General features: G+C 67.3%; 21 protein-coding genes and 1 pseudogene. 12 read left to right on the top strand and 10 right to left on the bottom strand.

The features are described 5' to 3' along the window. The first annotated feature begins 157 nt into the window (after positions 1-157). Entirely contained in the window at positions 158-883 is a 726-nt protein-coding gene (locus tag H6717_00310) for a penicillin-insensitive murein endopeptidase (GenBank protein ID MCB9575454.1), read from the top strand. Between the two features lie 26 nt (positions 884-909). Here the strand turns inward: H6717_00310 and H6717_00315 are convergent, their stop codons facing one another. Further along, on the bottom strand, positions 910-1,218 hold the full coding sequence (locus H6717_00315; protein ID MCB9575455.1) for a hypothetical protein: 309 nt from the start codon (positions 1,216-1,218) through the stop codon (positions 910-912). A gap of 275 nt (positions 1,219-1,493) precedes the next feature. Here H6717_00315 and H6717_00320 point away from each other — a divergent pair. Further along, positions 1,494-1,788 (top strand): annotated as a pseudogene (locus H6717_00320) (macro domain-containing protein). 79 nt (positions 1,789-1,867) lie between these two features. Then, entirely contained in the window at positions 1,868-2,140 is a 273-nt protein-coding gene (locus H6717_00325; protein ID MCB9575456.1) for a hypothetical protein, read from the top strand. Here the strand turns inward: H6717_00325 and H6717_00330 are convergent. Beyond that, entirely contained in the window at positions 2,115-3,005 is an 891-nt protein-coding gene (locus H6717_00330; GenBank protein MCB9575457.1) for an SDR family oxidoreductase, read from the bottom strand. The two genes, H6717_00325 and H6717_00330, sit on opposite strands and share 26 nt — an antisense overlap. A 51-nt stretch (positions 3,006-3,056) precedes the next feature. Continuing rightward, the gene (locus H6717_00335) at positions 3,057-3,737 is read right to left on the bottom strand and encodes a hypothetical protein (GenBank protein MCB9575458.1); all 681 of its coding nucleotides are present in this window, start codon (positions 3,735-3,737) and stop codon (positions 3,057-3,059) included. A 57-nt stretch (positions 3,738-3,794) separates the two neighbouring features. Between H6717_00335 and H6717_00340 the strand changes: the two genes are divergently transcribed. Together H6717_00340 and H6717_00345 are read left to right on the top strand one after the other, a co-directional pair. After that, positions 3,795-4,598 (top strand): class I SAM-dependent methyltransferase, encoded by an 804-nt coding sequence (locus H6717_00340; GenBank protein MCB9575459.1) that lies wholly within the window; start codon positions 3,795-3,797, stop codon positions 4,596-4,598. Between the two features lie 6 nt (positions 4,599-4,604). Continuing rightward, positions 4,605-4,859: a hypothetical protein gene (locus tag H6717_00345; protein MCB9575460.1), complete on the top strand. Its 255-nt coding sequence runs from the start codon at positions 4,605-4,607 to the stop codon at positions 4,857-4,859. 53 nt (positions 4,860-4,912) lie between these two features. Here H6717_00345 and H6717_00350 read toward each other — a convergent pair whose 3' ends face one another. Genes H6717_00350 through H6717_00360 form a run of 3 tightly spaced genes read right to left on the bottom strand, consistent with a single transcriptional unit; the run spans position 4,913 to position 8,398 of the window. After that, positions 4,913-5,713 carry an SDR family oxidoreductase gene (locus H6717_00350; protein ID MCB9575461.1) on the bottom strand — a complete coding sequence of 267 codons (801 nt, stop codon included), beginning with the start codon at positions 5,711-5,713 and terminating at the stop codon, positions 4,913-4,915. Then, positions 5,706-6,659 (bottom strand): SDR family oxidoreductase, encoded by a 954-nt coding sequence (locus H6717_00355; GenBank protein MCB9575462.1) that lies wholly within the window; start codon positions 6,657-6,659, stop codon positions 5,706-5,708. The genes H6717_00350 and H6717_00355 overlap by 8 nt, the downstream gene beginning before the upstream one ends. Continuing rightward, positions 6,656-8,398, bottom strand: coding sequence for a thiamine pyrophosphate-binding protein (locus H6717_00360; GenBank protein MCB9575463.1), 1,743 nt, complete (start codon positions 8,396-8,398; stop codon positions 6,656-6,658). The genes H6717_00355 and H6717_00360 overlap by 4 nt, the downstream gene beginning before the upstream one ends. A 142-nt stretch (positions 8,399-8,540) precedes the next feature. Here H6717_00360 and H6717_00365 point away from each other — a divergent pair, with 142 nt between their 5' ends. After that, positions 8,541-9,143, top strand: coding sequence for a TetR/AcrR family transcriptional regulator (locus H6717_00365; GenBank protein ID MCB9575464.1), 603 nt, complete (start codon positions 8,541-8,543; stop codon positions 9,141-9,143). 9 nt (positions 9,144-9,152) lie between these two features. Here H6717_00365 and H6717_00370 read toward each other — a convergent pair whose 3' ends face one another. Further along, complete coding sequence (locus tag H6717_00370; GenBank protein ID MCB9575465.1) at positions 9,153-9,641, bottom strand: CBS domain-containing protein; 489 nt, start codon at positions 9,639-9,641, stop codon at positions 9,153-9,155. 72 nt (positions 9,642-9,713) lie between these two features. Here H6717_00370 and H6717_00375 point away from each other — a divergent pair, with 72 nt between their 5' ends. The 5 genes from H6717_00375 to H6717_00395 all read left to right on the top strand — a co-directional run bounded on the left by H6717_00375 (position 9,714) and on the right by H6717_00395 (position 14,768). After that, positions 9,714-11,336 carry a hypothetical protein gene (locus H6717_00375; protein ID MCB9575466.1) on the top strand — a complete coding sequence of 541 codons (1,623 nt, stop codon included), beginning with the start codon at positions 9,714-9,716 and terminating at the stop codon, positions 11,334-11,336. A gap of 171 nt (positions 11,337-11,507) precedes the next feature. Further along, positions 11,508-11,822, top strand: coding sequence for a DUF333 domain-containing protein (locus H6717_00380; GenBank protein MCB9575467.1), 315 nt, complete (start codon positions 11,508-11,510; stop codon positions 11,820-11,822). Positions 11,823-11,872: 50 nt separating this feature from the next. Next, positions 11,873-12,994 carry a C1 family peptidase gene (locus H6717_00385; protein MCB9575468.1) on the top strand — a complete coding sequence of 374 codons (1,122 nt, stop codon included), beginning with the start codon at positions 11,873-11,875 and terminating at the stop codon, positions 12,992-12,994. A 395-nt stretch (positions 12,995-13,389) separates the two neighbouring features. Then, entirely contained in the window at positions 13,390-13,935 is a 546-nt protein-coding gene (locus H6717_00390; GenBank protein ID MCB9575469.1) for a hypothetical protein, read from the top strand. Next, the gene (locus tag H6717_00395; GenBank protein ID MCB9575470.1) at positions 13,932-14,768 is read left to right on the top strand and encodes a sigma-70 family RNA polymerase sigma factor; all 837 of its coding nucleotides are present in this window, start codon (positions 13,932-13,934) and stop codon (positions 14,766-14,768) included. Before H6717_00390 ends, H6717_00395 begins: the two co-directional genes overlap by 4 nt. Before the next feature lie 408 nt (positions 14,769-15,176). Here the strand turns inward: H6717_00395 and hypF are convergent, their stop codons facing one another. From hypF to H6717_00410, 3 genes are read right to left on the bottom strand one after another with little or no spacing between them, the layout of a single operon-like run. Then, a complete protein-coding gene (gene hypF / locus H6717_00400; GenBank protein ID MCB9575471.1) occupies positions 15,177-17,444 on the bottom strand; it encodes a carbamoyltransferase HypF in 2,268 nt (755 codons plus the stop codon). Next, complete coding sequence (locus tag H6717_00405) at positions 17,434-17,889, bottom strand: hypothetical protein (protein MCB9575472.1); 456 nt, start codon at positions 17,887-17,889, stop codon at positions 17,434-17,436. The genes hypF and H6717_00405 overlap by 11 nt, the downstream gene beginning before the upstream one ends. Further along, positions 17,886-18,710, bottom strand: a complete 825-nt coding sequence (locus H6717_00410; GenBank protein ID MCB9575473.1) for a hypothetical protein — start codon at positions 18,708-18,710, stop codon at positions 17,886-17,888. The genes H6717_00405 and H6717_00410 overlap by 4 nt, the downstream gene beginning before the upstream one ends. 63 nt (positions 18,711-18,773) lie before the next feature. Between H6717_00410 and H6717_00415 the strand changes: the two genes are divergently transcribed. After that, positions 18,774-19,727, top strand: a complete 954-nt coding sequence (locus H6717_00415) for a hypothetical protein (protein MCB9575474.1) — start codon at positions 18,774-18,776, stop codon at positions 19,725-19,727. Positions 19,728-19,730 lie beyond the last annotated feature (3 nt).

Genomic DNA, 19,730 nt, shown 5'->3' on the forward strand with positions numbered 1-19,730 from the left:
CACTTGGTATTGAACGTCTGGTGAGCAGCCGCGCGGTTGCCGTGCTCGTGGTGGGCATAGCAGATAGGTCGAGGCGCGGGGAACGGCCGTTTGAATGTTGGCTCGGCGCGGATCCCGTCGCGGACGCGGTGCTACGATTGCCCGTCAGGTTCAGGGGATGCGTTGGCGCAGCAGAGCGTTTCTCGGGTTGGGGCTCGCCCTTGTCACCATCGGCGGAGCCGTGGTGATCTGCTGTCACGGCGGATCGAGCACGCCCAGCACGTGCTTTGGATCGCCGGGCGCCGGGGCGCTCGCACACGGCTGGCGGCTGCCGGCGTCGGGTCCGAACTTCAGCGCGTACAGCTCGACGGGGTGGGCGCTGGGGAGAACCTACGTCCACAGCGCGGTGTACCCGGTGATGCTCGACGCCTATGCGTCGCTCCGAGACGAGCATCCGACGCTCCGCTTCGTGTATGGAGAGACGGGGCTCGTTCGCGGCGGCCGATTTCGTCCGCACCGCACCCACGAGAACGGCCTCTCGGTCGACTTCATGGTGCCGGTGTTGTCGCCAGACGGGAAGGTTGGGACGTTGCCAACGTCGCCCGTGGACAAGTTCGGCTACGGCCTCGAGTTCGACGCTTCGGGTCACAGCGGACACTACTCGATCGATTTCGAGACGATGGCGCTGCATCTGGCGGCGCTTCGTGCTGCGGCGGAGCGACATCGAGTGGGCATTGCGCGAGTGATCTTCGCGCCGGACCTTCAACGACATCTGCGTCGCACCAAGGCGTGGCCCATGATCCGCCGGCTGCCGTTCTCCGCCCGTCCCTCTTGGGTGCGGCACGACGAGCACTATCACGTGGATTTTCGTGTTCCTTGCCAGCAGCTGTCGCGGGCGCGGTAGTGGCGTAGCCGCCACACCCGCGGAGGTCAGTCGTCGCTGGCAAGTGCGTCCCGTTCCTGTTCGCGAATCCAACGGCGCAGCTCAGCCTGGTCGCCCGGCACGACGGCAGTCCGCTGGCCGACCTCGTACATGATCACGAGCTGCCTGCAGGCGCGACAGCGCACCTCGAAGACCTTGGGCTGCCTCCCCCGTGAGCAGCGGAAGACTTGTTGGCGAATCGGTGTGCCATGGCCATAGCGAGCCCACGCCATGGACGCTGCGCACGCCGGGCAGGCGTCGCCCGGCTGTCGCGTGGTCAGGCTCTCAACATCGATGACGATGGGTCTCGTCGCCATCGGCCGAGTCTACGGCAGATTCTCCTCGCGTTGCTTACCCGCGCACGCAATGCCGGCTAGGCGTGCGCAACTTCATCACAAACCTGGCGCCCACATGCGATGGCCGCGTAACGTTTCGCTCCATTGTCACCGATAGGAATTGCGCTGAATCGCTTGCACTTGGAGCTGGGAGACATCACCAAGCTCGAAGTCCACGCCGCCACCGGGCAAGAGCGCCTCGTTCGCAGCGTTCACGATGGCATCGGACGGAGCCATTCACGACGCCGCAATGTCTTGTGATCCGCGAGCTGCGCCCCGGCGTCAGATGTGCGACCGGTCAGGCCTGCGCTACACCGGGGTTTGCGCTTCCGGCGCGCTGGGTGATCCACACCGTGGCACCGGTTTGGCGCGCCAGCGCTCGGCTGCGGCGCATTTCGCCATCCACTGCGACGCGCGGCGCGAATCGCGGTCGAAGAATCCGTGAGCGCGCTGATGCTCAGACCCGAGCTGCGCGTCCATTGGGTCGCATTCGAGCACGACGTGCACGCTGCATTCGCGCAAGCCCTCCGTGAGCGCGGCGCGGAAACCTAGCGGCCTCCGCAGCACAAGATGGGCGCTTGACCGCACGTGGTAGTCTGTGTGGCGCGTGCCCGCGGATACATCGGAGACGATGAGCTTGGGCCAGCTGCTGCTGGTCTACTCGCTCTTTCCTGTGTTGATCGTTACGTACTACGGAATCCAGCGCGCACGGCGAGCCGATGCCGGCTGGCTTTCGTGGTTGCCCATAGCGCTCTACCTCGGGACAGTGACTTCGGTCGTCTGGAGTCACCTTGGCATGCCTCACGCCCTCGCGATGGGCATGGTCTACGTGTTCGGCGTCAGCAGCGCGTTGTCCGGGATCTGGTTGTTCTTCAAGTTCAGGTCAAAGGACGAGAGCTCGTAGAGTCGGAGTCCTGGCACAGCCCGCTGAAGAAGTCCGCCAGGTGACGCTTCCCGACCTGTGGTGCGATGGCATCCCCGCTCAGCACGGCGAACATGGACAGGAACGTGGCGGCGTTCTGGTTGAACGGTTTCGCCATGGCGGCCCCTGCTTTCAGCACCCACGCGGGAAGCGATCCGAAACGCGGAGGCTTGCCGAGCTTTTCGAACGCGAGCTCACCGACGCCTCGCATGGAAAAGACGTCCGGGCCGCCAATCGGGCGCGCGACGTCGGCGTCCGAGCTCCGAGTCAGCTCGTCGACGACGACCTCCGCGATGTCCGCGCCGTGGATCGGATTGAAGCGACCCGCGCCGCTGCCCACCAGCCACACCCGGCCGCGCTTCGCCATGTCGAACATCTCGCGCATGTCGTTGAAGAAGCCGTTGGGCCGCACCACCGTGGCTCGCATCTTCGAGGCGCGAAGCGCGTCCACCACGCGCTCGCGCGCTTCCGCCACGGCGAGCTGGCTCCGGAGCTCGTCTCCGCGAAACAGCGAGGCGAACGCGAAGTCGCGCACCCCCGCGCGCTCCGCCAGCTCCACCAAGTTCAGGTTCGCCTGGCAGTCCACGTCCCAGATCGTCGGCTTGCGCGAGAAGCTCCGCAGGCCAATCGACGAGAACACCACGTCGATGCCGTCCATGGCTCCGGAAAGCGTGCTCGGCTTCGTGGCTTCTCCCACGAACACGTCGTCGCACGCGTCCCGCACTGCGAGCCGAGCTTCGTCTCGCGCCAAAGCGCGCACCCAGTACCCCGCTTCGTGCAGCACCTTGACCACCTCGCCGCCGAGGTAGCCGGTAGCTCCCGCGATCAGTGCTCTCCGACGCTCCATGCCGTCCCTCGTGGCGCGACGGGTATCGCGCCGCACCAACATACACCCGAGTCAGTCCATGGGAGCGACGGCCACATAGCGGATCGCGGAAGGGCCATCCCCCGACTGCTTTTTGCTCATCTTGAGCGTGACTTTGTGGCCTTCCTTCCACTCCCAGCTGGCTTCCATGCTGGCCTTGCCGTCGTCCATGCAGGTGACGAAGCCGTCGTTCTGACACTCCGCGGGGACGTTCGTGGCTTCGGAGCTCGGTGGGCCGAACTTCTCTTCCAAGGTTTGCCGCATCTTCTGGAAGCGCTCGGACCATGCGGCGTAGCCCTTGCCGTCCACCACCACGACCATGCCCACGCCGCACAGCCGGAACTTGCAGAAGTTCAGCACCGCCTCGCCGTCGAAGGCGGCGCCTTCCAGTGCCTCGCTGCAAGAGTAGGTGGGCGCGTGCTTGTGCCAGGTCTTGCCGTGTCCGGTGCATTCCCCCATCACCGCACGGTGCTCTTCGCCAAAGGTGAAACCGAGAGCGTCCGTCGGCGCGGGGGAAGTCGGTCCCGTCGGCTTGGGCGGTGGCTCCGGCTTCGGCTTCTCCGGATCCTTCTCTTCCGGCTCCTGCTCCACTTCCTTGTCGGCGGTGGCGGTGGGCATGGGCGCCTGTGGCGTCATCACCGGCTCACGCCGTTGGCGCGGCCGGCAGGCGGGAAGCAGGGCCAAGATTGCGATGCCGGTCCACAGAGTCTTCATGACGTCGCCGAGTATAGGGCAATTGTTTCCCGCGCTGGCGCTGGCTAACGTTCGCGCATGCCTGCTGCGGAGAGCCTCGTCGCTTTGCTCGCTTCGGAGCTCCGCGCGGAGCCTTCCGGGGAGCAATTGAGTCTTGCTGTTGCGCGGCATTTGCAGCGGCAAAATCAGTTCGTGGACCTCTCACCGGAGCGATTGGCAGAGCTCCGCGAGCTGTGCGAGCAGGCGGTGGCACACCTGTTCGACGTCATGGAAGGTGACTCGCAGGAGGAGGCCGTGAGCGAGGCCGTGCACCTGCTTTCCCAGGAGATCCAGGATTGGTTTGCCCGGCGCGAGCCCGGCGCGAACGTCCCCTCCACGCGGCAGCAGGTCGTGTGCAGCGAATACTCCGCGACCTTGCAGCTCTCGGTGCTCGGTCTCGACGCGGAAACCCTCCGCGAGCCCGTGCTCGACCTCGGCTGCGGCGAGCACGCGGAGCTGGTGGTGGCGCTCCGGCAGCGCGGCATCGAAGCGTTCGGCATCGATCGCGTGGCGCGGCCGGCGCCCTTCGTGCTGCTCGGCGACTGGTTCTCGCGGCGCCTGGATCCGGAGACCTGGGGCACCGTGATCTCGCACATGGCGTTCTCGAACCACTTCGTGCACCAAGATCGCCGCGGCGGTCCGGAGGCCGCGCTGTATGCCCAGAAGTACATGGAGATCCTCCGGAGCTTGCTCCCCGGCGGCACCTTCGCGTACGCGCCGGACCTGCCCTTCATCGAAGAGCACTTGCCCGAAGACGAGTACGCGGTGGAGCGCGTCAGCGTGCGCAGCGAAGACGGCGAGCTCTTGCCCTACGCGGCAACGCGCGTGACGAGAGGGGAGTGAAGCGGATTGGCCGAGGTGATGGAGCGGGCTATGCTTGGTGCGATGTGCAGCGAAGCCCAACGTCTCGAAGAGGCACTCGAGCTGGCCGAGCTTGCGGTGGAGATGGTGGAGCAGCAACTTCGCCGTCGGTTTCCGAACGCCACAGATGCCGAGATCGAAGCAAGGCTCGGCGAGTGGCTGATGGATCGCCCGGGCGCGCCGCAGGGCGATGCAGTCGGACGCGTGGTGACGATCCCGCGGTGCGATGAGCCGGCTTCGTGATGGAGCTGATTTCGGAGCTGGAGCGAGCGCAGCGAGAGCTTGGCCCGGATTGATCAGGTCAGCTCGCTCTTGAGGCTTCGCGTCATGCTGCGTTGATACATGCCGGGGGCGATGCGCGAGAGCCACACCGCGACCTTGCCCACGGGGGAGAGCACGACCAGCTTCTTGCGGGCGAGAGTGGCGTCGTGGATGGCGTCGGCCACGCTCTCCGGCGTGGCCTCTTTGCCGACCTTGGAGCGGGGGCGCGCCACTCGCTCTCCGTGGGCGCCGAGGGCGCGGCCCTCGAAGGGTGTGGTGGTGAACGATGGGCACACCATCAAGACACCGACGCCATCATCGGCGAGCTCCGCCCGCAGGCTCTCGAACAAGCCGTGGAGCGCGTGCTTGCTGGCGGAGTAGCCGCTGCGGCCGAAGAGCGGAACCAAGCCGGCGACGCTGGAGATCACCACGATCATGCCGCGCCGCTCGACGAGGGAAGGCAGCGCGGCCTTCGTCACGTGGATGGATCCGAAGTAGTTCACCTCCATCACGCGGCGAAACACGTTCGCTTCGGTGTCCTTGAAGCTGCTCCGGTGCACGAGGCCGGCGTTGTTCACCAGCACGTCCACGCCGCCGAAGCGCTCCGTCACTTCTTTGAGGGCGGCGCGGGTGGCGCTCTCGTCGGTAATGTCGACCTTCAGCGTCATCAGGCGATCGGAAGCAGTGCCCTCGGCCAGCTCGGCGAGGGAAGCTTCGTCGAGATCCAGCGCGGCGACACGAGCGCCGCTCTTCAGGAAGCGGGCGGCGAGGGCGCGTCCGATGCCCCCGGCGCCCCCCGTGATCACCACCACGCGGTCGCGGAACGCCTCAGGCATGGCCGTCCTTGCTCGCGAGGTAGCGCTCGAAGGCCTGGCGGCTGGTCCACTTGGGAGTGTACCCGAACTGCTCCTTGAGGCGCCGGTTGGACAGCACCGGGCGATAGCGCAGGAAGCGCACTTGCTCGGGGCCATACTGCGTCTTGCCCAGGCGCTGCAGCACGCCGAGCGCAGCCCCGAGGAGCCCCGCCGGCACGGAGAGATAGGGCTTGCCCATCACGCGCGCGATCTCCCGCGGCGTCAGCGCGCCGTCTCCGGCGAGGTTGTAGGTGCCGGTCGCGTCGCTGAACACGCCGCGCACCAGGCACTCGACCACGTCCTCGTCCCAGATGAACACGAAGGGCGAGTCCGAGCCGCGCACGCCGATCATGGCGGGCTTCTCGAACAAGTCCGTGACGGGGCTCTTCACGCTGGGTCCGATCACGGTGCCCGGGCGGAACACCAACTGGGCGAGCTCCGGGTGCTCGCGGCGGTGGCTCGCGAGCATCTCTTCGATCAGTCTTTTGTGGTGGGAGTAGGGGAACTCGGCGTTCCCCCGGACCGGATCGTCCTCCGTGAGCCAGCTCTTGTTGTCCGCGTGGTAGCCGTAGGCGGCCCCGCTGCTGGTGACGATCAGCTTCTTGACGCCGTGGGCCACGCACGCCTCGAGCACGTTGCGCGTTCCCTCCACGTCCACCTGATAGGCAAACTCCGGTCCCTTTCCCGGCGGCGGCCGCAAGATGCTGGCGAGGTGCACCACGTGGGTGATGCCACGATCGCGAATCACGTCGGCGAGCGCGGGATCGCACACGCTCATGCTCACGTACGTCACGCCGTCGATCCGCTCCTTGGGCTCGGCCACGTCGAGGGCCACCAAGGCACTCAGCTCGCGGCGAGCCAAGGCCTCCACGGTGAGCCGCCCGACGTAGCCGGCGGAGCCGGTGACCAGGACGCCGGGAGGGCTCATCCGGCGGGCTCCTGGTGCATGTCCTTGAAGGCCTGAAGCCCGGGCGCCCACAGGTGCAGCATGGGATCCACGTCCACGTGGACCACGGCGGCCTTCTTGGCCGCAAACGCGCGGGCCAGCGCGGCTTCCAGCTCTCCCGGCGCTGCGACGCGTTCGCCGTGGGCGCCCATGCTACGGGCCAGGTCGTCGAAGCGGACCTCGTGGAAGTCCGTGTTGATGGTGCCCTGGTCCTCCACGCCGATCACCTCGCGGGCGGTGCCCAGCGCGAACTGCTGCGTGAGCTTGACCATGCCCCACTGCTTGTCGCACAGCACCACGAACACGACGGGCAGCTCGTGGCGCACCGCGGTCTCCAGCTCCTGGCAGTGGAAGCCCATGGCGCCGTCGCCCAAGATGCACACGACGCGCCTTTCCGGGTGCGCCACCTGCGCGCCGAGAGCTTGCCCTACGCCGGCGCCCAGCATGCCCAGCTTGAAGGTGCCGAGCAGCGTGTTCGGCGTGCGCACGTCACTGAAGAACTGCGTCCACACCACGGTGTTGCCGCCGTCCGCCACGATCACGGTGTCGTCCGGCACCATGCGCCGCACGGTGGCCGGCACGTGGGCCGGGTGCATCGGGGTTGCGTCGTTCTGGAGCGCCACGTCGAGCTCGCCGCGGGTCTTCTTCTTGGTCTCGGAGATGGAATCGAGCCACGCCTTGCGACCGCTGGTCTTGGCCGGCGTCTTCGCGAGCTCCGCCGCGAGCGCCTCGAGGAAGGCCTTGGCGTCCGCCTGTACCGCGAGCTCCGTGGGGCGGTTCAGGCCCAGGATTTCTTCGTCCAGATCCACCTGGATGAAGCGTTGCTCGCCGACGCGACCCCAGTAGGGCGGCTTGCCCCACCAGTCCGTCTCGCCCAGGCGCGAACCGATCACGAGCACCACGTCCGCGCTGGTGCGGGCTTGGTTTTGCGCCTCCATGGCGCTCACGGGCAGGCTCAACGCGTGCTGCTCCGGCAGCGCGCCGCGGCCGCCCCAGCTGGTGCTCACGGGCGCCTGCAGTGCTTCGGCAACCTGCTTCAGGGCTTCGAAGGCCTGGGCGTGCACCACGCCGCTGCCGGCGTGGATCAACGGCCGCTCGGCGCCGCGCAGCAAATCTGCGATCTGCTTCACGACCACACCGGGAGGCGCGATGGCGTCCGTGCGCCGGTACTCGTGGGGCTCGCGCAGCGCGAGGGGCTCGAGATCGTAGGCACCATTCATGACGTTCTCGGGAACGTCCACGTGGACCACGCCCGGGCGGCCGCGGTGGGCGACGCGGAACGCACGGCGCATGACCTCCGGGATGCGCTCGAAGGTGGCAGCGCTGCCGCTCCACTTCGTCATGGGCCGGGTGACCGCCACCTGGTCGAAGTACTGGAACGTGCCGCCGCGGTCCGGATACGTGATCCCTTGGCGACGCGAGCTCGTGATCACGAGCACGCGGTTGCCCTCACCGTTCTCCACCGCGATGCCGGGCAAGATGTTGGCAACGCCGGGGCCGTTGCTGGCGATGCACACCCCGAGCTTGCCCGTGAGCCGCGCGTAGGCGCCGGCCATGTGCGCGGCGCTGGTCTCGTGCCGCGGCGACACCAGCTCGATGCCGTACTTCTTGAAGCTCGCGTACAGGCCCAGATACGTCCCGTCCACGATGCCGAAGACCTTCTCCACGCCTTCCTTGGCGAGCATCGCCGCTACGACCTCGCCGCCCAGTGCTCGTTGCATGACCCCTATTCCTTTCGGTGCTGACCGATCGGTCAAACAACTACGCCCCAATATTCTTGCTTGCAAGCAGTAATTTTGGCGCTCAAGGAATTCGTGGACTTAGGCTTGACCGATCGGTCCACTCGGAGCAGGATGCTCCGAGATGTCCCAAGAAGAGGGCGCTGCCGAGCGCATCCTGGACGCCGCCGACGAGCTGTTCTCGACCCGGGGTTTCGCGGCCGTGAGCATGCGGGACGTGGCGGACCAGGCCGGAGTCAAGAAGGCGAGCGTTTTCTACCACCACGGAAGCAAGTCCGTGCTCTTCGACAAAGTGCTCGAACGCTACTACGACGCCCACGTTCTCGCCTTGTCGCGGGCGGCGGACGGTGAGGGGAGCGTCGCCGAGCGGCTGCATCGCCTGATCGATGCTTATCTCGACTTCATCGAGGACCACCAGCGCTACGTGCGCTTGGTCCAGATGGAGATCGCGTCGGCATCGGAGAATTTGCCGCGGATCCGCCACGGCTTGGCGCTCATCTCGGATCGCGTCGCGGCGATCCTCGACGGCCTGGTTCCCGAGACGGGCCCCCTCGCCGCGCGACACTTCTTCGTGACGTTCTCCGGCATCGTCAACGCCTACCACCTGTACGCGCCGGCGCTGGCGCCCACCTGGGGCGAAGATCCCTTGGCGGCGGGGCCGCGGCGGGAGCGCCGCGAGCACGTCCACTGGATCGCCGACGCCCTCCTGGAACGTCTACAGGCGTAGGGGAAAGCCCTACGAGCCGTTCGACTTCTTCTGCTCGCGCACCATGTCGCGGAGCACCCGAACGAGGTCCAACGCGCTCACGATGCCGGTGACTTTAGTGCCATTGGTGACGAGCACGCGATGGATGCGCCCCCGCGCCATCATGTCGGCGACCTCGTCCAAACTGCTGTCCTCAGCGATCTGGAACATCACCGGCGTCATCACGTCACGCACGCTGCGACTCGACTGGGCCTGGAGGTGCATGCTCGCCAGCTCGTCGGCGGCGAGGGGACGATCCAACGTGGAGACGAAGAAGCCATCGGCGCGCGTGTTGTCGGTCTCCGCGTCGTCCGAGCGCAGCAAGTCCGTGGACGACACGACTCCGATCAGCTTGCCGCCGTTGTCGACGACCGGAGCGCCCGAGATCCCGTGCTCCAGCAGGAAGCCCTTGAGCTCGTCCAGCGTCCAGTCTGCTCCGACGGTGAGCAACTCCCGAGTCATCACGTCTTTGATCTGCATCGAGTCCTCTTCTGATGGGGCGGGCTACTTAGCAGGGAATCGCCGCCCGGTCAGCGGTTGTATACTGCCGCGGTGAATCCGAGGGCCTTGGTGCTGGTGGTCTTGGCTCTGACGGCTTGCGGGGCGCCCCGAGCGGCGCCGGTCGTCGCTGCTCCTGTAGCGGCCGAGCCCGCTGCGAAAACCCCCGATCCGACCCCGACTTTGGAGCTTCGGCTACGCCCGGATGGCGCGTCCTCCCAGGTTTTTGTCACGGTCACTGCGGAGGGCACACCCGCGGAGCTCGCACGCTGGGCCGGGGCCATTCCGCCCCAGTTGAGCGCGCGGGATCGGCAGGGGTCCGTCGCGTTGCGTCGTGATCAAGTCGGCCTCGGGTTCGAGCGACCCGTGCACGCGCCACTCACGTTGGAGTACGCCGTTCGGTCCGGCCCGTTCGGCCAGGTCACGCCCGGCGGCAGCGCCCTCGATCCGAATCACTTTCGTGGCGCTGGTGAAGATCTCTTGCTCCTTCCGGTCGCCTTCGAGGATCGGCCGGTGCCCGTGCGCCTGAGCATCGACGCGAAGAGCTTCGGTCCGGACGCCGGGGGAGCTTCCAGCTTGGGATCGGACTCCGAAGAGAGCCTGTCGATCAGCGGCAGGGCGCTCCGGCGCTCGAGCTTCATCGCCGGTCCCCTCGGCCGCGCACGTTTCGATGCACCGGAAGGCATCGACCGCGCAGCATGGCTGGGCTTCACCAGCTTCGACCCGCGCCAGGTGGCCGCCGAGGTTGCCGGCTTTCGCACGGGGGCGCGGCAGTACTTCGCTGCCCGCAGCGCGCCCCCGCTGACCTTGTTGCTCGTGAGCGACGCGCGCCGTCCGGGTCGCTTCGACGTCGCGCGCCGTACGGCGAGCATCTTGATTCAGGTCGGAGTGGCTCAGCCTTGGGACGCGCCACTGCGGTTGGCCGTCTATCAGCGAGTCCTCCAGGAGTGGCTTGGCTCGGAGCTGGCCGTCGCTCCCCAGAACCCCGGTGACGTGGTGGAGCCTGCCTGGTTCACCGAGGGCATGAGCCGACACCTGGCACGGGACCTGGCGTTCCGCTTTGGGCTGCTATCGGCCGAGGAGGTCGCCGCGGAGGTCAACCATCTGATTGGGCTGTACGTTACGAGCCCCTACCAAAACGTTCCCTTGGGAGAGCTCGTCGAGCAGCCGGACCGCGCCGCTGCGTTGACCCAAGCCGTGGTGCGCGGCGCGCTGTACTCGCTGTCCCTGGGTGACATCGACGACCTGCTTCGAAAGCTGTTCCGCGAGGCGCGCAGCACCAACGCCCCAGTGAGCATGGACGCCCTGGGAGGCGACCCCACGCCCCTGCGTTCCGGCGCGCGGATCCAGCTGTCCCCGGACGCGCTCGGTCCGTGCTTCATCCCCCGACGACAAAGCGTCACCCCCTTCGTGCTGGGCTTCGTGGAACAGGGGCACACGGTCAAGAGTCCCAGCGGCCCCGCCCGAGCAGCAGGCCTCGTCGATGGCGACGAGTTTTCGGACCTTCGCTACCAGTCGAACGACCCTTCCGTAAAGGTGCGGCTGAAGGTGAAGCGCGGGGACGCTTGGCAAGAGCTGTCGTTCTTGCCCGCCGGCAAGCCCGTCTTCGCCCAGGGTTTCGCCAAGAAGCCTGGCGTGAAAGACGACGACTGTCGCCGCGGTCCGGCGAAGGAGTAGCCGGCGCACCGGTTGCGTGGGCGCAGAAGCTCACGGCGAAACCTTCGTGCTCTGCGACATGCAGCTCACGTCCACGTCACTTCGCGACCGTTGGAATTCGTCGCGCGGCTGTCGAATTCACTGCGCCTGGCCTGCGGGTTGCACGTCGCGAGCGGACTCGAGGGTGTTCTGATGACGCTGCGTCGCTATTGCGTGGTGTGGTTCGTGGTGGCGTGCACTCCTGCTCCGTCAGGGCCGGCGGCAACGAGCTCGCCGAACGCCGAGCCTCCGCCAAGAGCCGAGCCCGCGCCCACGGCGCAGGGGATGGCCAACCCCGCCAGCAAGCACTGCATCGACAACGGCGGGAAGCTCGAGATCCAGACGGAGCCTGCAGGGGAATACGGCGTGTGCGTGTTCGCCGATGGCTCCCGATGCGAGGAATGGACCTTCCTTAGGGGCAGCTGCAAACCCGGCAGCTGCAGACAGCCTTCGGGTCGTTGCCCTTGAAAACTTCCGTCCCGGCATCGTGCCGGCGACTCGGAGATGGAGAACCAATCATGAAGCTCATGCGCAAGGCCACGGGGGCTCTGGTGATCGCGGGCGGTCTCGCTCTCTCTCTCGGCGCTTCCGGGGCGAAGCCCAAGGTCGCGCCCCAACCCAAGGTCGTCCTGAAGCTCAAGACCATCCAGGCGTCCGCCAAGCTCAAGCAAGCCATCAAAGGCAAGGCGCTCTACCAAGCCGCCAAGGTGGAGTCGGTCCTCAGCTACACGAAGACCGGCGAACCGAGGCTCAAGCTGAAGACAGGGGCCCAGGTGCTCCTCGAGAGGGTGGACAAGGCCGAGGCGCCGGCGCCCACGCAGCTGAAAGTGGCCGCCGCCAAGCTCGACCCAAGCCTGAACAAGTACGTCAAGTACGTGAAGGCACCGTACTTCAAGTTCGAGATCCCGAAAGTCACCCTGCTGCCGCCGGCCAAGGTGTCGCATCGAGACCGGGAGACGTCGATCAAGAATCAGGGGCCGCGCGGTGCGTGCGTCGCCCACGCCGCGATGGCGGGCCTGGAGTCCTTCTTCAAGTGGAAGAACAACGCGAATCGTGATCTCTCGGAGCAGCACGCCTACGAGATCTTCGCGGCGCAGGAGGGCACCAAGACCTGCTACGACTCCGGGCTTCAGACCTGGAAGGCCGCGGGCTATCTGACGACCAACCGCGTGTGCGACAACTGGCCGTACACCACGTCCGTCCCGTCCTGCAACATCACCGTTCCGGCGTCCTGCACCAGCGCTGCGCGCTTCGGACACCTCAGCACGCAGGTCATCTTCGGTACGGCGTTCGGCGGTACCGGCGACACCACCGCCAACAACACCAACTATCTCGAGTCCATCCTGTCGATGGGCAACGACATCGTCTTTGGCGTCTACGTGGCCGGTTCTGATTGGTCCGACGGCACGCTGAGCAGCGGCGTGGTCGACGTCCAGACCAACAGCAACGGTACCCCCGCCGCTGCCTACGGCGGCCACGCCATGTTGATGGTGGGCTACGACCGCGACGCCAACTACTTCGAGATGAAGAACAGCTGGGGCACGGGCTCCGGCCACGCGGGCTACGCCTACCTCAGCTACGAGTACATCCAGACCTACGGAAAGTACGGCTACTACATCAAGACCGCGACCGCTCCATAACCGGCTTCCTTTGTTGGTTCGCCGCGGAACCGAGAGGATTCGCCGAGAGGATTCGCCTTTGGCGAATCCTCTCGGGAGCTTGTTCAACACCGCTCCGACCCGCGTCTGGCGACTGCTCCAACCCGAAGAAGAGCATGCGCCCGGCCTCGCCGGGTTCTCCCTCGCCTCTCACTTCCAAAACGTGATCTGATCGTGCCAAAGACTGTCCATGTGATTCCAGCGAACGGGTCCCCGCCCCCGTTCGCGTTGTGACTCGACAGCCTTGCTCTGCGCCGACCAGACGGGGCTTGTGGCTGTTCTGGCAACCCGGCGCTGGACCCGAGCTCGGGTCTCGAGTCTAAGCGTGTCACAGGATGCGTGGCTCGGTCGTCGTTCTGGGTAGGAGGACGACGACCATGCTCAAGTGGCTGATACGCTGGAGGATTTCCGCTTTCGAGGCGGATCTGGGATACGACGCGAGCTACCTCCGGGACCTGTTGGACCGGGACGTGGGGGCATTTCTTCGCTTCGCCCGGGTCTCCGGGCTTTCGGACTATCGCAAGGACGTGCCCGCCGCGGCCTGCTACGCGGCCAAGATCACCGGCGCACTCCGCGAGGACTGTGGACCATGCACCCAGCTGCTGGTTACGATGGCCTTGCGCGACGGCGTCGCCGAGGAGACCCTGCGAGCGGTGCTGACGGGCGACGAGCAGCGGATGGGCGAAGATGCGCGGCTGGGCTTCGCTTTCGCCCGAGCCACGCTCGATCACGCACCGGAAGCGGACGCGCTGCGACACGAGGTGGAGCGCCGCTGGGGGCCGCGGGCGATCATTTCCCTCGCGTTTGCCGTCGTGTCGTCCCGCCTGTTCCCCACGCTCAAGTACGCACTCGGTCACGGCCGAGCATGCCAGCGCGTTCTGGTCTCCAACGAGCCCGTTCAGGTGGCGCGGCTGTCGGCATGAGCGAGCACGATTTCGAACCGCATCGTCGTTACCTGGTGAGCGTCGCCTACCGAATGCTCGGATCCATCGCCGAGGCGGAGGACGCCGTGCAGGACGCCTACCTGCGCTGGCAGAACGTGGACCACGCGAGCGTGAGCGATGCTCGTGCCTACCTCGGTAAGGTGGTGACGCGCCTGAGCTTGGACCGCTTGAAGTCCGCGCGCATGCAGCGGGAAAAGTACGTGGGCACGTGGCTCCCGGAGCCCATAGTGGAGGACGCGGGGGCAGCGGCGGCAGAGGACGTGTCCGTGGCACTGATGATGACGCTGGAGCGACTTTCGCCTCTGGAGCGGGCGGCGTTCCTGCTGCACGACGTCTTCGATCTGGGCTACGCGGACATCGCGAGCGCGCTGGATCGGAGTGAAGCGGCGTGCCGCCAGCTCGCGGCGCGGGGGCGCACCCACGTGCGGGAGAACCGGCCGCGCTTCGACTCGGATCGCGGTACGGAACAGCGCGTGACCGAGGCGTTCGCCGTGGCCGTTTCCACGGGGGACGTCACCGGGCTCGCGGCGGTGCTGGCGGAAGACGCCGTGCTGTACTCCGACGGCGGCGGGAAGCGCTCGGCGGCCCTCAATCCGATCTACGGCCGCGACAAGATCCTGCGCTTCTTCTTGGCGACGGCGCGCAAAGGTCGCTTGCCCACGGACGCCCAAGTGGTGCGTATCAACGGGCACCCTGGGTTTCTGTTCCATCGCGACGACGGCGTGGAGACCCTGGCGCTCGAGATCCGCCACGGCAAGATCGTGGCCTTCTACGGCGTGCGCAACCCGGAGAAGCTGCGTCACCTCGCGTGAGTGAAGTCGGCAATCGCGCGGGTGAGCGGAGCCTCCGGGGCCATCAAGTCCGTCATCGCAGTGAAGTGATTGCGCCCGGGCGCCGTAGCTCATCAGCAGCGCCGGCGCTTCGGCCGGGAGTGGGAAGAGCAGCGGGCTTTGCCGCCGGATTTCCGCGCACTGGAGCTGGAGTGACGGCCCCAGCGGCCGTACGTCGTACAGCCCCGAGAGGGGCACGCCGCCCGCGATCGCTCGCGCGTCGAGGCCACGTCGTTCTCTGCATCGAGGGCCGCCTGCGTTTCGAAGTCTCGGCACGACTTCACGGTGAACCTCCGTCCTCGAGCGGTGCATCAAGCCTGCCGCTTGCAGCCGCGGATTTCCGGGAGTCTTCGCGTAACGGCCGCGGATGTAGCTCGAACGCGCGCGGGATCAGCGCGCGCCGGCGATGGCCAGCTGGCCCAAGCTGATGCCGCCATCGTTGGGCGGAACGCTCCGGTGGGTGAGCACGGAGAGCCCGTCCAATCGAAGCCGCGCACGGAGCGTCTCGGCCAAGAGCGCGTTCTGAAACACACCGCCGCTGAGCGCCACGGTAGAAAGTCCGGTGCGCGCCGCGATGCGCTCCACCACCGCGGAAACGATGTCCACCAGCGTCGCGTGGAATCGGCTCGCGACGCGGGCGACGTCGTCATCCACCAGGCTGCGGATCAGCGGAGCCGTGTCCACGCGGAGCGGCGTGCCCTCGATCAGACCGAAGGGATAGGGGGCCGCGCCGGGTAGGGCCCGCGCTTCGAGCGCCATCGCGGCGGCGCCCTCGTGGCTGGTGCGGTCTGCGACGTTCGCGAGGCACGCGACGGCGTCGAACAGGCGCCCCACGCTGGACGTGAGCGGCGCGTTCACGCCGGCCTCGATCATGCGTAGCAGCCCGCGGACGTTCTCTCGTTCTGCCACGGCGTGGGTCAGCGGATCGATGCCCGCGTGGTGTAGATGGCTGACGGCCATGCGCCAGGGCTCCCGCGCCGCCGCGTCCCCGCCCGGCAGCGGGACCTCCGTGAAGCACGCGGCGCGCTCGAAGTGCCGCGCGTCGCCGACCAAGAACTCGCCGCCCCACGCCGCGCCGTCGCTGCCGTAACCCATGCCGTCGAAGATCACGCCAATGGCCGGGCCGTCGAAGGCATTGTCCACCAGGCACGACACCAGGTGCGCGTGATGGTGCTGCACCGCCACGAGCTCGACGCCTGCCTGTTCGCACGCGTAGCGTGTGCTCGCATAGTCCGGATGCAGGTCGTGCGCCCAGCGCAGGGGCCGCACTCCGTACGCGCGTTGGTAGTGGCGGATGCCTTGCGCCCACGCGCGGAACGCGGACACGTCGTCCAGATCCCCCGCGTGCCCGCTCACTACGGCATGCTCGCCGAAGCCCAGCGCGAACGCGCTCTTCAGATCTGCGCCGAGCGCCAGGATGGGGCGCGCCAGCGGTCGGGACAGGCGCAGCGACAGCGGCGCGAAGCCCCGGGCTCGCCGGAGCGGCAGCTCTGCCCCGCTCACGACGCGGGAAACCGAGTCCTCCACCCGTAGATGGATGGGGCGATCGTGACTCAGGAAGAAGTCCGCAATGTCGGACAGGCGCTCCCGGGCGTCGTCGTCCTCGAAGGCAATGGGCTCGTTGCCGCGGTTGCCGCTGGTCATCACCAAAGCGCGACCCACGGCCCGGAGCAGGAGATGATGCAGCGGCGTGTACGGCAGCATCACGCCGCACGTCTTCACTCCCGGCGCCACCGCTTTCGACAAGGGAGCGTCCGCGCGCCGCGCCAAGACGACGATGGGTCGCTCCTTCGAGCACAAGAGCGCAGCTTCTTCTGCGCTCACGTCGGCGAGCTGTCGCGCCGCGTCGAGATCCGTGACCATCACCGCGAAAGGCTTCTCGTCACGGTGCTTGCGGCGCCGCAGCTCTTCCACGGCGCGGTCGTTGCTCGCGTCGCAGGCCAGATGGTAGCCGCCCAGACCTTTGATCGCGCCGATCTCGCCGGCGCAGAGCCGCCGGGCGCACTCCTCCAGCGGCTGGTCGCTGCCGGCGAGGGTGAGCCTCGGCCCGCACCGGGGGCAGGCGATGGGCTGCGCATGGAAGCGCCGGTCGCGGGGATCCTCGTACTCTCGACGGCACTCCGCGCACATTTCGAAACCGCGCATCGTCGTGCGCTCGCGATCGTAGGGCGCGCTCACGACGATACTGAGCCGCGGGCCGCAGTTGGTGCAGTTGATGAACGGATACCCGTGGCGCCGGTCCGAGGGATCGAACAGCTCCACCAGACAGTCGTCGCAGGTCGCGATGTCCGGCGCGATGACCACGTCGCCATCGCGTCCGCCGGCACTTTCGCGGATATCGAAGCGCTCCGCGCCGCTGGGCTCCAGCGCTTCCACGCGCACGTTTTCCACGCGAGCAAGCGGCGGCGGTCGGTCGCGGATCTCCTGCACAAAAGCGTCGAGCGCCGCCTCGGGCCCTTCCACCTCCACTCGCACCGCGCCGACCTGGTTCTGCACGAAGCCGCCGAGCCCGTGCCGCTCCGCCAGGCCGTACACGAACGGACGAAACCCGACGCCCTGCACCGTGCCCGTGACGATCAGCGCGCGGCGATGTCGTTTCTGCTCCGTCAAGGGGATCGCGTGCTCGTGGTTCCGCGTCTCACCAACATCATTCTTCATTTGGGGGTCGGTCCGCCGCGGAACCACCCGGACGTCCCCGCGTGACGCCACCGAGACGGTCGGCCCAGTTCTCCGGGTAGCCGTCGAAATACCGCGTCCAGCGCCGGCCGGTGACCTCGCGATGGGCAATCGCGTAGAGCACCCGCATCACGCTCGGCACGCCCACGAGGGGAAGGTACAGGGGACCGAGCAGGCGCGACTGAAAGGTGTGGCCGTACTCGTGAGCGCGCGTCTGATCGTCCAGCACGAAGTAGCGACTTTCGCGTGCGCGACACCAGAACACGAAGTGCCCGAGCGACACCGCTGCGAGCTTGGACTCGATCATCAAGCGACCGCCTTGGCTGTCGGTGCCGACGGCAGTCCCCAAGGTCCTTTCCAGGCCAAGGAGCGAGAGCCCCAGCACGTTCTGGGGCAGCTCCCACAGAGCGAGGGCGATGCGCTTCATGGTGTCTTCTTGCAGCGTCGCGCTCGGGCCTCGACCCGCGCGGGAGGTGTGGTTGCGGAAAGTGCAGCTTCGCACGCCTTGGCCGGCATCCCGCTGCTCTCGTACGCGTCCATCAGGCTGACGATCATGGCGGCGGCGGTGTCGTCGTCGGGTGCGATGTTACGGAAAAAGCTCCACGCCGCCGTGGGGCGCCCGACGGTGACGTAGGTCGTCACCACGCCCGCGCGGGCCAAGTCGGAGATGGCTTCGCCGCAGGCGCTCTTGTCAGCTGCTTCGATGGCGCGCTTGTAGTCTGCCAACGCCCGCGATCCTTCGTCTTCCTCGAGCTCGGCGATGCGCAAAGCGGCGTAGGCGAAGACCGGGTTGTCCGCCGGCGGGTACTTGAGCACTTCTCTCATTGCCTGGATCGCGAGCTGCGCTTTGGATGGATCCTTGGCGGCTTCTTCTCGGAACTGCTCGCCGAACGCCAAATACGTGAGGGGCACGAAGCGCGAGCGCGGGTAGTTCTGGATCAGCTCGAAGTACGTCCTGCGTGCCTCCGTCAGATCTCCACGACGCTCCGCGTCGAGCGCGGCGGCGTAGAGATCTCGCTCCTCCGGCGCGCTTGGCAGGTCGCTGGCAGATCGAAGCAGGGCCACGCACTCGTCCAAGTCCGCCCGCCGCGAGGGCGCCGCTTCGGGAGGGGCGTCGCCGGATTCGTCCGAGGCATCCTCGGCGGGGGGCGCGACCGTGACCACGGGCTTTTCGACCGCCGGAGCCGGCGCGGCTGCCCCGCAGCTCGCCATCAAAACCCAGGAAAGCACCGCAAACGCTCGTGTCACGATTCGATCATAACGCGCCGGGCCCCTCTTGCCCTTCCTGCATTGCGGGGTTACCGAGGCCCAATGGACGCGGTGGCTCTCGGCGGCGGCGAGGTGGCCTTGGAGCTCTATGACGTCTTGCGCGGTTTGGACCGCGCGGGCTGGCGGGACGACGTCTCCACCGCCTTTCGCGACCGCCTGGGGCAGATCCAGCAGCGGGTGACGCACATCGTCAACGCCTCCGCCGCGACCAAGAGCGCCCTAAGAGAGCGGCTGAACGAGGTGGGGCGGACGATTCGAGAGAGCGCACCGGCGGAGCACAGCGCTCCGCGGGAAGCGTGGCTCGCCTTTCGCGCTCGCGTGATCCCGGCCTACGAGGCCTTGGCGCAGGGGCTTCGCGCGCAAGCCGTGGACGTTCCCAGCTTGCGCCCCAAGAACTGGACGCGCTCAGCGTTCCACGTGCTGTCCGGGTTGACCGTGCTCTTGCTCGTGGAAGAGGTGCTCTCGCTCCGCGGCATCATCATCGCGCCGGCCATCTTCGCGGGCACGTTCTGGTTTCTGGAGGTACTGCGCCGCGTGAGCCCACGAGCGAACGACGGACTGATGTGGATCTTTCGCCCCATCGCTCATCCCCACGAGCGGCATCGGGTGAACTCCTCCACCTGGTACGCCACCGCGCTCCTGACCATCTCGTTCATTCAAGAGCAGATGGTGTGTGCCGTCGCGGTGGCCGTGCTGGCGCTCGCGGACCCCATGGCGGCGCTGATCGGACGGCGCTTCGGCAAGCTCCGAATCGCGCAGGGGCGCTCCTTGGAAGGCACGCTCGCGTTCTTCGTCACCGGCGTGCTTGCGGCCGTGGTGACACTCCTGGTTTGGCACTCGGCCACCCCCATGCTCGCGGTGATCGGCGTCGCGGTGGCCGCGTCCGCCGTCGCCGCCGTGGTCGAGCTCTTCAGCAAGCTCGACGACAACTTCACCGTGCCCGTCGCCGCAGCGGCGGGCGCCTGGGTTGCGGCGCTGGCCCTCGGCGCGATCTGAGGA

Source organism: Polyangiaceae bacterium, assembly GCA_020633235.1.
GTDB lineage: Bacteria > Myxococcota_A > Polyangia > Polyangiales > Polyangiaceae > JACKEA01.